The sequence below is a fragment of the Mycolicibacterium sp. XJ662 genome, assembly GCF_053484035.1.
This window is the reverse complement of the sequence record NZ_JBEFTL010000001.1, coordinates 125065-138088: the sequence shown is the minus strand read 5'-3', so window position 1 is coordinate 138088 and position 13024 is coordinate 125065. Positions and strand designations below refer to the sequence as shown.

At 68.6% G+C, this 13024-nt stretch carries 15 protein-coding genes; 12 read left to right on the top strand and 3 right to left on the bottom strand.

The features are described 5' to 3' along the window. Positions 1-12: 12 nt before the first annotated feature. The 5 genes from ABQE93_RS00755 to deoC all read left to right on the top strand — a co-directional run bounded on the left by ABQE93_RS00755 (position 13) and on the right by deoC (position 2576). Entirely contained in the window at positions 13-426 is a 414-nt protein-coding gene (locus ABQE93_RS00755; RefSeq protein ID WP_448405350.1) for a helix-turn-helix domain-containing protein, read from the top strand. A 67-nt stretch (positions 427-493) separates the two neighbouring features. Beyond that, positions 494-1141 carry a heparin-binding hemagglutinin gene (locus ABQE93_RS00750; protein WP_448405349.1) on the top strand — a complete coding sequence of 216 codons (648 nt, stop codon included), beginning with the start codon at positions 494-496 and terminating at the stop codon, positions 1139-1141. Between the two features lie 48 nt (positions 1142-1189). Continuing rightward, positions 1190-1471, top strand: a complete 282-nt coding sequence (locus ABQE93_RS00745; RefSeq protein WP_448392304.1) for a DUF2516 family protein — start codon at positions 1190-1192, stop codon at positions 1469-1471. 8 nt (positions 1472-1479) lie between these two features. Next, the gene (locus tag ABQE93_RS00740) at positions 1480-1887 is read left to right on the top strand and encodes a DUF2599 domain-containing protein (RefSeq protein WP_448406474.1); all 408 of its coding nucleotides are present in this window, start codon (positions 1480-1482) and stop codon (positions 1885-1887) included. Positions 1888-1889: 2 nt separating this feature from the next. After that, positions 1890-2576 carry a deoxyribose-phosphate aldolase gene (gene deoC, locus ABQE93_RS00735; protein WP_448405348.1) on the top strand — a complete coding sequence of 229 codons (687 nt, stop codon included), beginning with the start codon at positions 1890-1892 and terminating at the stop codon, positions 2574-2576. Positions 2577-2621: 45 nt separating this feature from the next. Here deoC and ABQE93_RS00730 read toward each other — a convergent pair whose 3' ends face one another. Continuing rightward, positions 2622-2846, bottom strand: coding sequence for a hypothetical protein (locus ABQE93_RS00730; protein ID WP_448438045.1), 225 nt, complete (start codon positions 2844-2846; stop codon positions 2622-2624). 5 nt (positions 2847-2851) lie between these two features. Between ABQE93_RS00730 and ABQE93_RS00725 the strand changes: the two genes are divergently transcribed. Continuing rightward, positions 2852-4486, top strand: coding sequence for a S53 family peptidase (locus ABQE93_RS00725; protein ID WP_448405347.1), 1635 nt, complete (start codon positions 2852-2854; stop codon positions 4484-4486). After that, entirely contained in the window at positions 4483-5937 is a 1455-nt protein-coding gene (locus tag ABQE93_RS00720) for a zinc ribbon domain-containing protein (protein ID WP_448405346.1), read from the top strand. The genes ABQE93_RS00725 and ABQE93_RS00720 overlap by 4 nt, the downstream gene beginning before the upstream one ends. A gap of 4 nt (positions 5938-5941) precedes the next feature. Here ABQE93_RS00720 and ABQE93_RS00715 read toward each other — a convergent pair whose 3' ends face one another. Beyond that, a complete protein-coding gene (locus ABQE93_RS00715) occupies positions 5942-6865 on the bottom strand; it encodes an LmeA family phospholipid-binding protein (protein WP_448405345.1) in 924 nt (307 codons plus the stop codon). After that, complete coding sequence (locus ABQE93_RS00710; RefSeq protein WP_448405344.1) at positions 6862-7677, bottom strand: carbon-nitrogen hydrolase family protein; 816 nt, start codon at positions 7675-7677, stop codon at positions 6862-6864. The genes ABQE93_RS00715 and ABQE93_RS00710 overlap by 4 nt, the downstream gene beginning before the upstream one ends. A gap of 135 nt (positions 7678-7812) precedes the next feature. Here ABQE93_RS00710 and ABQE93_RS00705 point away from each other — a divergent pair, with 135 nt between their 5' ends. From ABQE93_RS00705 to ABQE93_RS00685, 5 genes are read left to right on the top strand one after another with little or no spacing between them, the layout of a single operon-like run. Then, positions 7813-9375, top strand: coding sequence for an AMP-binding protein (locus tag ABQE93_RS00705; protein ID WP_448405343.1), 1563 nt, complete (start codon positions 7813-7815; stop codon positions 9373-9375). Continuing rightward, positions 9372-10208: a mycofactocin-coupled SDR family oxidoreductase gene (locus ABQE93_RS00700; protein ID WP_448405341.1), complete on the top strand. Its 837-nt coding sequence runs from the start codon at positions 9372-9374 to the stop codon at positions 10206-10208. The genes ABQE93_RS00705 and ABQE93_RS00700 overlap by 4 nt, the downstream gene beginning before the upstream one ends. Positions 10209-10211: 3 nt before the next feature. After that, entirely contained in the window at positions 10212-11426 is a 1215-nt protein-coding gene (locus ABQE93_RS00695; RefSeq protein WP_448405340.1) for a CaiB/BaiF CoA transferase family protein, read from the top strand. Then, a complete protein-coding gene (locus ABQE93_RS00690) occupies positions 11423-11836 on the top strand; it encodes a Zn-ribbon domain-containing OB-fold protein (RefSeq protein WP_448405339.1) in 414 nt (137 codons plus the stop codon). The genes ABQE93_RS00695 and ABQE93_RS00690 overlap by 4 nt, the downstream gene beginning before the upstream one ends. Then, complete coding sequence (locus ABQE93_RS00685; protein ID WP_448405338.1) at positions 11833-13020, top strand: thiolase family protein; 1188 nt, start codon at positions 11833-11835, stop codon at positions 13018-13020. The genes ABQE93_RS00690 and ABQE93_RS00685 overlap by 4 nt, the downstream gene beginning before the upstream one ends. Positions 13021-13024: the final 4 nt, after the last annotated feature.

The following is a 13024-nucleotide window of genomic DNA, read 5'->3' as shown; positions in this document are numbered from 1 at the left end:
AGGGGGCCTCGCATGACGCAGGATGACAACCTTGCCGTCGTCGTGTCCAGCGCTGCCCAGAGCGCTGCTCAGGACATCGGTAGCTTCATCCGCGCCCAACGTGAGGCTGCACAGGTGTCCGTGCGTCAGTTGGCCGAGAAGGCCGGTGTCAGCAATCCCTACCTCAGCCAGATCGAGCGGGGATTGCGCAAACCCTCTGCCGACGTGCTCAACCAGATCGCCAAGGCGCTGCGCGTCTCCGCGGAAGTGCTCTACGTGCGAGCCGGGATTCTCGAGCTGAGCGAGACCAGCGAAGTCCGCGACGCCATCATCACCGACTCGGCGATCACCGAGCGGCAAAAACAGGTGCTGCTCGACATCTACACGTCGTTTTGCCAGCAGAACGAAGCCGAAGCTACCCAGGCAGACGAGGAGCCGACTGATTGAGACATTCCGACTGACCATCCCCCTTTGACAACCATTGACAAGCCACTTTTCGAAAGGAACACCGACGATGGCCAAAAACACCCCGGCCAAGAACCAACCGACCGCCGATGACCTCATGGCTCCGCTGCTCGCTGCGGTGGGCGCCGCCGACCTGGCGCTGGAGCGCGTCAACGAGATCGTCGCGACCCTGCGTGAGCGCGCCGACGACGCCCGCACCGATGCCCGCAGCGCCGCCGAGGAGCGCCGCGCGCGCATCAACAAGCTGCAGGAAGAGCTGCCGTCGCAGTTCGGTGAGCTGCGTGAGCGGCTGAGCAGCGACGAACTGCGCAAGTTCGCCGAGACCTACGCCGAGGCCGCCCAGAGCACCTACAACAAGCTCGTCGAGCGCGGCGAGGTCGCACTGGAGCGGCTGCGCAGCCAGTCCGGTTTCTCCGACGCCGCAGACCGCGTCGAGGGCTACACCGACCAGGCTGTCGAGCTGACCCAGGGTGCGCTGGGCAACGTGGCGGCGCAGACCCGCGCCGTCGGTGAGCGTGCCGCCAAGCTGGTCGGCGTCGAGCTGCCGAAGAAGGCCGAACAGGGCGCCGCCAAGGGCCAGGAGAAGACGCAGGCGGCGGCCAAGAAGGCCCCCGCCAAGAAGGCTCCGGCCAAGAAGGCCTCGGCCAAGAAGGCTCCGGCCAAGAAGGCTCCGGCCAAGAAGGTCACCCAGAAGTAGTTCGCGAGAAATTCGCCCAGAGGGCGTAACCCGCATAGGCTTGGGCTCGTGCAGCTCGAAGGCCTAGTGGGTTACGTCCTCTTCTTTTTGCAGATCGCCGTGTTGGTGACGGTGGTGTACGCGTTCGTGCACGCCGCCATGCAGCGTCCCGACGCCTACACGGCCGTCGACAAGCTGACCAAGCCGGTGTGGCTGGTGATCCTCGGCGTCGGGGGTCTGCTGTCGCTGGTGCTCGGCATCTTGGGCACGGCCATCGCCGCCGTGGCCGCCGGCGTCTACCTGGTTGACGTGCGGCCCAAGATCCTGGAAGTCCAGGGGAAGTCCCGGTAGTGCGCCCATTGTTGACGCTGGCCGTCACGGTGGCCGGTGTGCTGGGCTCCGTCGCGTTGGCGCCGACGGTGTCGGCCGATCCGGCAGTGCCCGTTCCGCCCTACGTCGACGACGTCGAGTGGGCGAAGTGGGGGGATCTGTCGAGCCTGCGGGTCTATCCCACCGACTCCGGCCGCGAGGCCGCCGGTCTGGCCAGCCCTATCGGTCTCGACGCGGCATGGTCTGAGGTGCTGGCGCTGTCGCCCGACGCCGACCTTCCCGGTATGCGGGCGCAGTTCGAATGTCATTGGTACTACGCCGAGATCATCGAGCCGGGCAAGACGAGTTGGAACCTGGAACCGTGGCGACCCGAGGTCAGCGATGACGCCATGTTCGTCGCCGGCTGCAATCCGGGCGGCACGGAAGAGCCGTTCTAGCGGTGGGCGATTACCGTCGCGCCGACGTGGCCGCGCTGGTCGACCACACGCTGCTCAAACCCGAAGCCACCGAAGCCGACGTCGTGCGGTTGGCCGATGAGGCCGCCCAACTGGGGGTGTACGCGCTGTGCGTGTCCCCGTCGATGGTTGCGGTGGCGGCCCGGACGCGCTCGAGTGCCCAGAAGATCTGCGCGGTGGTGGGATTCCCGTCGGGGAAACACGTTTCGGCTATCAAGGCGCAAGAGGCGCGTCTCGCGGTGGCCGCAGGCGCCGACGAGATCGACATGGTGATCGACGTCGGTGCCGCGGTGTCCGGTGATTTCGCGGCGGTGCGCGCCGACGTGGCCGCGGTGCGCGACGTGATCGGCGAACCGGTCCTGCTGAAGGTGATCGTCGAGTCCGCAGCGTTGCTGGAGCTCGGCGGAACGGGTGTGCTCAGCGATACGTGTGTGGCGGCCGCCGAGGCCGGTGCGGACTTCGTCAAGACCTCCACCGGGTTCCACCCGGCGGGCGGTGCGTCGGTGACTGCCGTGTCGGCCATGGCCGCGGCGGTGGGACCGAAGGTCAAGGTGAAGGCCAGTGGCGGGATCCGTACGGCCGCTGACGCCACCGCGATGCTCGACGCGGGGGCGCTGCGACTGGGGTTGTCCGGTACGCGCGCGCTCCTCGACGACATAAAGTACGATTGATGTAGCTTATTTACGCTATCAATAATTTGCTGTCTACGGATGGGATCAACGCATGACCGAACTGAATCGTTGGCCTAGACAGCTTGCCGCTGTCGTCGGCGTGGGTGCCGTCATCACCATGGGTGCCTTGACTGCAGGTTGCTCCGGCGAGGAGGAAAGCGCGCCCGAGACGACGGCCCCGACGACGACGTCCGCCCCGGCGGAAACCGTCGCGCCGACCGAAAAGGCGCCTCGCATCGACCCGAGCAGCCCGAACCCGTTCACGCCCACCGTCCATGCTCCGCCGCCTGAAGGCCCCACACCTGGCCGCCACCACGGTCCTCGGGGGCAGTAGCCGCCGGGTTTCGGCCCTCCTCCTCGCCGCGCTGCTGATCGTGGCCTCTGCCGCGTGCGCAACGCCCCCGTCGGCGATGATCACCGGCCCCTATGCGGCCTTGCTGGCCAGTTCAACCGATCTGGGTCCGTCGCGTTCGGCCGACGCCCAACTCACCGTCACGCTCGATGGCGTCGGCCAACCCGACGCGTTGATGGACTGGGCGCAGGCCCGCGACCTCCGGGTGCGGTGGCGCCACGGTGACGGCTGGGCGATCGTCGAGGGCGCCGCCGAGAACGTCGCGCGTGCGTTCGACGTACCCGTGCGCGACTACCGCGGCCCGAAGGGGCAGGTGTTCTACGCGTCACCGATGCAGCCGTCGGTGCCGCCGCCGCTGCGCGGGCCGGTCACCGAAGTCGGCCGGATCATGAGCTACACACCGCATTACACGAAGGCGCCCGACTTCGTTCCGCTCGACGTGCCGATGGGCGGGTTGACGCCGCAGGGTCTGCTCGAGGCGTACAACGCGACGCCGTTGGCTGACGCGGGCTTCACCGGTAAGGGCGCGACGCTGGTGTTCTTCGCGTTCGACGGCGCCGATCAGGACGACCTCGACCTGTTCGCGGACACGTCGGGGCTGCCGCGGTTCACCCCGATCTGGTTCGGCGGCAAACCCGAAGAGTCACATGGCGAGACGGCGATGGATCTGCAAGTGGCACACGCGATCGCGCCCGATGCGCAGCTTGTCGTGGTCAACGCGCGCCCGACCATCGAGGGCGACGGCGCCTACGAGAAGATCGGTCAGCTGTTCGAGTCGGTCGATCAGCAGTTCCCCGGCGCGGTCTGGAGCCTGTCGATCGGGTGGGGCTGCGAGAAGCTCGTCACGGCAGCGGATCTCGCTCCGGTGCAGGCGGCGTTGACGGCCGCCCAGGAACGCGGAACGTCGGCCTTCGACGCCAGCGGCGACAACGGTGGGCTGGAATGTAAGGGCGGCGACGAGTGGTCGTCGCCGCCGGGCCCCGACGATGTCGGCCTGGACTCCCTGTCGTCGCTGCCCACCATGACCGCGGTCGGCGGAACGACGCTGTCGACCGGGCCGCGCGGCCAGTGGCGTGGCGAGCACGCGTGGGTGGATTCGCCGCTGTCCCATGGCAGTAGCGGTGGGGTATCGCAGTTGTTCGACCGCCCGCAGTGGCAGAAGCGGTTGTCGGCGGACCGCGACACCGCGTTCAAGCGGCTCTCACCCGACGTCGCCGCCGTCGCGGATCCGTTCACCGGGGTGCGGTTCATCTACGGCGGACAGGAGGTGCTCGGTGGTGGCACGTCGCAAGCGGCGCCGATCTGGGCCGCGTTGACCGTGCTGATGAACCAGTACGTGGTGGCCAACGGCGGGCACCAGCTCGGCAACCTCAACCCCCAGCTGTACCGGGTTGCCGCCGGCTCCAACCTGCCGGGTTTTCGCGACGTGCGCCGCGGCGGCAACGCCGTCGACCTGACGCAACCCGGCTACGACCTTGTCACCGGCCTCGGCAGCCCCAACACCTACAACCTGGCCCGCAACCTTCTCGATCTGCAGAGGGGGACAGCCCCGCGGTGAGTGAGCGTCGCTGGCCGTTTTTCGCTGCGTCGGCGATCCTGGTGGTGACCGCGATCGTATTGGCGCTGTTGCGGTTACAGGCCCCGTTGATCATGGTCAGCGTGGTCGGGGTGCCGCTGGTGTTGGCGCTGTATCTGTACGAGGCGGACATCCACCGCGTAGTGCCGGTGCGCTCGCTGGCGGTGACGACGGTGTTGGCGGTCGGCATCGGTGCCGGCTGGGCGTGGCTCATCGGTGTGGTCTTCGCCGATGCGTACGACATCGCGGTGTTCGGACCGCAGACCGACGAGCAGGCCTACCTGGTCGGAGTCGCAATACCCACGGCCGGGGCCGTTTTCATGCTTGTGCCGGTGGCGGTGGCTCGGCTGATCCATCAACAACCCGACAGGAAGCCACTGGACGGCTTCGCGCTCGGCGCGTTGAGCGCGGTCCTGTTCAGCGCAGCGGCCGCCATGATCCGGTTGGCGCCGCAGTTGACGACGGGTATCACCGCGCAGGACCGGCCGGTGAGCGCCCTGCTGGCGCAGGCCGGGATCGTGGGCGCGGCGATTCCGGTGACCGCCGCGGCGATCGGTGGCTTGGTCGGCGCCGCGCTGTGGTCGGGTCGACGGCGCCTGATTGCCGTCAGCGTGGTTGTGGCGCTGGGGCTTTACGCGGCCACGGGCTTTCTGGAGGTTTCGCCGCTGTTGCACGGCCAGCATTTCGTCCTGCACGCGGTGATCGCGGTGCTCGCCTTGCTCGCGCTGCGCATCGGGCTTCGGGACATGCTGCCATGCGAACCCGATGCCGTGGATCCCGACCGGCGGGTGCGCCACCGGAACCCCGTCAGGGTGCTTACGGTGCTGGGTGCGGGCGTCGGCGTCGCGGCGGCAGGCGGGGTGGCCGCCGCGGCGTTGCTGACCCCGCCGCCCGCGCCGTTTGCCTGCCCACCGGACTGCGGGATTCCGCCGTTCGGCGAGGAAGTCGAGTCCAACCCGCGCTTCGTATCCGCCGACGGCGCGTTCACTGTCCAATACCCCGGCCCCGGAACGGCTTACGAGGCGACGCTGAACCCCGACGGGGTGCAGCTGGAGTTCGTCGCCGGCGACACCGGCACGATGCACCTGTTCGGGATGCCCGCACACCAGCGGTCGGCCCAACAGATCGTCGAGGACCTGATCAGCGAGCACTTCCCCGACGCCGTAACCGATTACGAGATCCCCAACGCCATGGTCGGCTATGAACCCGGCTACGGCGTCGTCGTCGACGACTACGGTGCCTTCGACCGGACACGGGCGATCGTGATGGTCGCCGTCAAATACGACTACGCGTTGGTCGCCGCGGCGATCGGCCCTTACCGCGAGTTCACCCCCGACGACGGCCCGGGGCATCCGTCGGCGGCCAACCTGCAGCTCGCCATGGATATGGGCAAGTACGTCAACAGCTTCCGGTGGCGCGACCTGTCCGGCTGAACCGTCAGAGTTCCGCGAAGCAGGGGTCTTCTTCGCTCTTCGGCATCGACGCGTTCTGCGTGGAGAACTGGCTCACCACACCGGAATCGGTGACCTGCACCGAGTCGGCGGAGATGCCCATCGGGTAGTTCTCCGTCAGCTGGGCGGTGAAGGCGTCCAGTGCCGGCTGTACGGCCTCGCGGGGGAGGGTGAAGCCGAGCCCGGTGAGTTCGGTGACCTGTAGCGAGAGCCCGTCGTCGACGACGACCGGCTTGGCCTTGATGCTGCCCAGTGTGCCTTCCAGTTCGATGGTGCCCTCGGACGGGTTGGTCGTCACCCCGTTGATGAACGCGCCCACGAGCGGCACCGAATCGGAGATCGTCTGCCGGATGCCGTCGGCCGACCAGGTGATGTGTGCGACGAGCGAGCCGACCGAACCGCTGGAGGTGGCGGTGTCCTCCAGCCGCACGTCGTTGATCTCCAGGGTCACCTTCATCCCCTTGGCGTCGCGGACCTGGTTGCCTGCGGTCTCGATGTGGATGTTGGTGTAGTGCCCGGTCATGTGCTGCCACAGGAACGGGGGCATGACGCCGAACGATGCGCTCGCCTTGTCCTCGACCACGCACTCCACGACGCCGGCCACCACGGTGTTGGCGCGGTTGCGTGCGTAGAGCTCACCGGCGAGCACCCCGGCGAACGCCAGCGCCAGCACGATGACGATGACCAGCACGATCGACAGCGGATCGCGCAACAGGCTGGTCAGCTTGCCCAGGATCGACGTGTCCTCGTCTCCGGGGGGTGGCGGCCCGGGCGGACCGGGGGGCGGCGGCCCGGGTGGGCCCGGTGGCGGTGGCGGGCCGGGAGGCGGTGAGCCCGGCGGCACGCCGGGCTGTTGCGGTGGCGGGCCGGGCTGCTGTGGCGGCTCCGGGCGGGACCACGGATCAGTCATTTGCGCGATTCTGCCTTACCCGTGGAGTTGAACTCCGCGCGGTTGTTCATCACCGCGATCGTCTCGCGGGCCTTGCGCGCGGCGGCCGGGTCGATGTCGGCGACGAGCAGCTGCGGGTCGGCGCCTGCCGACGCGATGACCTGGCCGACCGGCGAGGCGACCAGGCTGCCGCCGACACCGGTGGGGCCGGCGGCGGCGATCTCGTCGCCCGGGTAGGCCTGGTCGACGGCCGCGACGAAGCCGGTGGTGTCGATCGCGCGGGCCCGGGCCAGCAGCGTCCACTGGTCGAGCTTGCCGTCACCGCTGCCCCACGAGGCGTGCACGGTGATCAGTTGTGCTCCGCGGCGGGCCAATTCGACGTAGAGCTCGGGGAAGCGGACGTCGTAGCACAGGGTGAGGCCGACATTGATGCCGTCGACCGTGATGACCACGGGGTCACGGCCCGGTGCGACGGTCTTGGATTCGGCGAACCCGAACGCGTCGTACAGGTAGGTCTTGTCGTAGTGCGCGTCCACGCCCGGGCCGGTCGCGATCAACGTGTTGGTCACCCGGCCGTCGGGTGCGGGCACGAACATGCCCGCGACCACGACGATGCCGGCCCGTTCGGCGACGGCCCGCACGTTGGAGGCCCATGGCCCATCGAGAGGTTCGGCGATCGGGCCGAGCGGCACCCCGAACCGGCACATCGTCGCCTCGGGAAACAGCACCATCCGGGCACCGGCGTCGGCGGCGCGGCGGGTGTACTCCTCGACAAGTCCCAGGTTGGCCGCAGGTTCGGTGCCGCTTTGGATCTGCGCCAGCGCAATCCGCATGGCGCCCAGCCTAGACCGGCCACTGTCGCGTCACCGTCGAACCTAACTCCCACGTAAAAGTAGAATATGACTCTAGCTTCACTAGAGCGTTGATATGGTTACCGTGTCCATCTGCCACCTGCCCAGGGAGAGTCGGTGAGCTGCAGTCGCGACATCCCGGCCGTGCTGCGGGCGCGATACGAAGCCGAAGGCTGGTGGACCCCGGACACTCTCGGCGACCTGTTGGGCACCGCCCTGCGGGACGGGCGCGACATGGCGTTCCACGTCCACTCCCAGGTGCGCCCATATGCCGGCACGTTCGGTGACGTCGAAGACGTGGCGCGACGATTGGCCGCCGGCCTGCGGGCCCGCGGCGTCGGGCCCGGCGACGTCGTGGCGTTTCAACTGCCCAACTGGATGGAAGCCGCGGCGACGTTCTGGGCCTCGGCGCTGCTGGGTGCGGTCGTCGTGCCGATCGTGCACTTCTACGGCCGCAAGGAACTCGGCCACATCCTGACCACCGCGCGGCCGCGGGTGTTCATCACCGCAACCGAGTTCGGGCGGATGACACATCACCCCGACCTGTGCGCCGACGTACCGATCGTCGCGCTCGTCGACCGGGATTTCGAGGAGCTGCTGGCCGCGGAGCCGATGACAGGTGTGGCCGCGACGGACGCCTCGGCCCCCGCGCTCATCGCGTTCACCTCGGGCACCACCCGCGACCCCAAGGGGGTGGTGCACAGCCATCAAACCCTCGGATGCGAGATTCGCCAGCTCTCTGCCAACCATGTGCACAATCCCGCCGGCAGCGTGATGGCGCTACCGGTCGGGCATTTCATCGGCATGCTCGGCGGGCTGCTGTGCCCGGTCCTCGAGGGTGTGCCGGTGCACCTCAGCGACGCGTGGGATCCCGCCATGGTGTTGGCACTGATGAAACGCGACGGTATCGGGTTCGGCGGCGGACCAACGTATTTCATCACCAGCCTGCTCGACCATCCCGACTTCACCGACGAGCATCTGCGGTACATGCGCTACGTCGGACTGGGCGGGTCGGCGGTGCCGGTCGCCGTCACTCGGCGGCTGACCGACCTGGGCCTGGTGGTCACCCGGTCCTACGGCAGCACCGAACACCCGTCGATCACCGGCTCCAGACCCGATGCGCCACAAGACAAACGATTGCTCACCGATGGCAATGCCCGTCCCGGTGTGGAGATCAAGATCGGCGATGATGGTGAGATCCTCTCGCGCGGGCCCGATCTGTGCCTGGGGTACCTCGACGATGAACTGACGCAGCACGCGTTCGACGCCGACGGCTGGTACCGCACCGGCGACATCGGCGTGCTCGACGACGACGGCTACCTCACGATCACCGACCGCAAGTCCGACGTCATCATCCGAGGCGGCGAGAACATCAGCGCCATCGAGGTCGAAGAAGCGCTGTTGGGGTTGCCTGCGGTCACCGAGGCTGTCGTGGTGGCCGCCCCCGACGAGCGGTTCGGCGAACAGGTGGTGGCCGTGCTGCGGATTCGGCCCGGCGCCGCTATGCCAAGCCGCGAGCAGGTGCGCGCCCACTTCGACGCTCTGGGACTGGCACGGCAGAAGTGGCCGGAGGAGCTGGTCCAGGTCGACGATTTTCCGCGCACCGCGAGCGGCAAGGTGCAGAAATATATTGTGCGGCTAGATGTTCGGCAACAACATCGGGTGAGGGGAGCGAAGTGACTGGACGGGTAGCGGGCAAGGTGGCCTTCATCACCGGCGCGGCCAAGGGCCAGGGCCGCAGCCATGCGGTCAGGCTGGCGCAGGAGGGCGCCGACATCATCGCCATCGACGTCTGCCGTCACATCGAGGGCACGCCGGAACCGGGCGCCTCGCCCGCGGACCTCGCCGAGACCGCCGATATGGTCAAGGCGCTCGATCGACGGGTGGTGACCGCTGAGGTCGATGTGCGCGACTTCGACGCGTTGAAGGCGGCGGTCGACAGCGGTGTGGAACAACTCGGCAGGCTCGACATCGCCGTCGCCAACGCCGGAATCGGCACCCCGGGTGCGATGCTCGACGAAATGGACGAACCGCGCTGGCAGCAGATGCTCGACCTCAACCTGTCGGGGGTGTGGAAGTCGGTGAAGGCCGCGGTGCCGCACATCAAGGCCGGCGGGCGTGGCGGTTCGGTGATCCTGACCAGTTCGGTCGGGGGTTTGAAGGCGTACCCGCACGTCGGGCACTACGTCACCGCCAAGCACGGGGTGGTCGGGCTGATGCGCACCTTCGCCGTCGAGTTGGGACAGTTCTCGATCCGGGTGAACTCGGTGCATCCGACACACGTGGGCACCGAGCTGCTGCTCAACGAGTCCACCTACAGGGCGTTTCGGCCGGATCTGGACAACCCCGGCCCCGACGACATCAAACCGATCTGCCAGATGTTCCACATGCTGCCGGTGCCCTGGGTCGAGTCCGCCGACATCAGCAACGCCGTCCTGTTTCTGGCATCCGACGAATCGCGCTACGTCACCGGCGTACCGCTTCCCGTCGATGCGGGCAGCTGCTTGAAGTAAGCAATGACATCTATCGGCGCATTCGACGGGGTACGGGTCATCGAGTTGGCGCAGTGGGTCTTCGTGCCCGTGGCCGGGGCGCTGCTCGCCGACTGGGGCGCCGACGTGATCAGGGTCGAACGCCTCGACGGCGACCCGTACCGCGGGCTGGCCACCCAGGGCATCGGCACCGACCGCGGCGGCGTCAATCTGTCGATGGCACTGGCCAATCGGGGGAAACGCTCGGTCGCGCTGAACCTGCGCGATCCGCGCGGCCTCGACGTGCTGCACGAGCTGCTTGCCTCCGCCGACGTGCTGCTGACCAGCGTGCGCCCCGGTGCGCTGGAGCGGCTGGGGCTGGGCGCCGACGCGGTGCGTGAACGCCACCCCCACCTGGTGTACGCGCGCGGGCACGGCTTCGGTGTGCGCGGGCCCGACGCCGACCAACCCGGTTACGACAGTTCGGCGTTCTGGGCGCGCGGCGGCGTCGGCCACATGCTCACCCCGGCCGAACGCGACTACCCGATCAGCCAGCGCGGGGCGATGGGTGACCGCAACGGCGCGATGGCGCTCGCCTTCGGGATCTCCGCGGCGCTGCTCAAACGAACCCGCACGGGCACTGGGTCGGTGGTCGACGTCTCGCTGCTGGCGACCGCGATGTGGATGCTGTCATCGGATCTGCTGGCCGCCCTCAACGGCGGTGAAGCGCAACCGGTGTCGGGTCGCGGCCCGATGGTCAGCCCGTTGACGGCCACCTACCGCACCAAGGACAACAGGCACGTGCAGCTGATGTTCCTGCAGGGGGACCGGTACTGGCCGAAGTTCTGCGCCACCATCGGACGCCCGGAGCTGGCGCAGGACCCGCGCTTCGTCGACCTCGCGGCGCGCCGCGCCAACGCTCCCGCGTGCGTTGCCGAACTCGACGCGGTGTTCGCCGAACGCACGCTGGCGCAGTGGAAGGAGTTGCTGGCGGACCTGGACGCCCCGTGGGCGCCGATGCAGACCATCGCCGAGGTGGCCGATGACCCGCAGGTGGCGGCCAACTCCTATATCGGCGACGTGGTGACCGACGACGGCACCGAGTACCGGCTACCCAGCGTCCCAGTGCAATTCGACGAACAACCGCCGCAGCTACGGCGGGCCCCCGAGCACGGCGAGCACACCGAGGCGGTGCTGGTCGAGCTCGGCTACGACTGGGATCGCATCGGCGCGTTGGCCGAGCGGGGCGTGATCCCGTGACGGCGCAGCGCCCGGTCCCGGTGCCTGACGAGACGTCGGCGCCGTACTGGGCCGCTGCCGCACAACACATCCTGACCGTGGCCCGTTGTGGACAGTGCGCGGTGTTGACGATGCCGCCCGACGTGGTGTGCACGGCGTGCGGGTCGACCGACCCGCGATACGAGTTCACCGCGGTCAGCGGTCGGGGCGTGACCCGGTCGTGGACGGTGGTACGTCAGGCGTTCCTGCCGGGGTTCGACGTGCCGTTCGTCCTCGTCGACGTCGAACTCGCCGAACAGCCCGGCCTTCGGCTCATCGGTCGCCTGCTCGACGGCGTCGAAGCCGACCTGCGCCTGGGCGCGCCCGTCCAGGTGGCCTTCGAAAGCCTCTCCGACGAGATCGCCGTTCCCGCTTTCGAGTTGGCGCGGTGACCGTGCGCAACCGGGTCGCGGTCGCCGGCTATGCGCACAGCCCGATCGAGCGGCGTGCGAAGCGTCCGTTGGGTGCGGTGGCCGTCGACACCGTGCGCGGCGCGATCGCCGACGCCGGCTTGGCGGTGGATGTGGTCGACGGCTTCGTCGGCTCGAGCATGTTGCCCAGCGCGGGCGGGCACCAACTGGTGGACGGTGTCACGATCGTCTCCCCGACGTGGTTGGCGCGCAGCCTCGGCGCGACGCCGGCTTACGTGGCAGGGTTCGACGGCATCGGGCAGCTCAGCGGCTCGGTCGGGATGGCGGTCAACGCGTTGATCAGCGGCGCCGCCGACTATCTCGTGGTGCACCGCGCGCTGCACAACCCGGCGGGCAGCTACCACGGCAACCCGATGCGCGAAGCCCGCGGTGCGATGCAATGGACTGCGCCGCAAGGCTTTTTCAGCCCGCTGGCGATGATCGCGCTGCCCTACACCGAGTACCTACAGCGGTACGGGGCGCGTCGGGACGCGATGGCCGCGGTGGTGACCGAGGCCCGCAAGAACGGGGCGCGGCTGCCGTGGTCGTACTGGCACGACAAGCCGCTGAGCGCCGAGCAGTACCTCGCCGAACCACAGCTGGTCGATCCGGTCTGCCGGCTGGACTGCGACATCCCGGTCGACGGTGTCGCCGCGTTCGTGCTGACCACCGCCGAACGGGCACAAGATCTGCCGCACCCGCCGGTGTACGTCACGGGTTTCGCGGGAAGTGCACCGCCGCCGCGCCGGCTACCCATGCACTGGCCGCTGGACGACATCCTCGACGGTGGCGCCGATACCGTGGCCCGGCTGTGGCGCCAGACCGGGCTGAGCATCAAAGACGTTGACCTGCCCCAGGTTTACGACGGGTTCTCGCCGTTGGTGTGGTTCTGGCTGGAGGTGCTCGGGATCTGCCCGGCCGGTGAGGCCCATCGTTTCGTCGAGGCCGGCGGCATCGACGCCGACCGAGCCGGTGCGGTGCCGGCGCTCTCGGGTGGCGGAGCGCTCGGCAACGGCCGCATGCACGGGGTGCCGCAGATGCTGGAGTGCTACCTGCAGCTGTCGCGGCGCGCCGGTGACCGTCAGCGCGACGCCACGGTCGGGTTGGCTTGCCAGGCCGCACCGCATTTCGGTGGTGTGGCGGTGTATTCGTCGGCGCCGCTTTGACGGT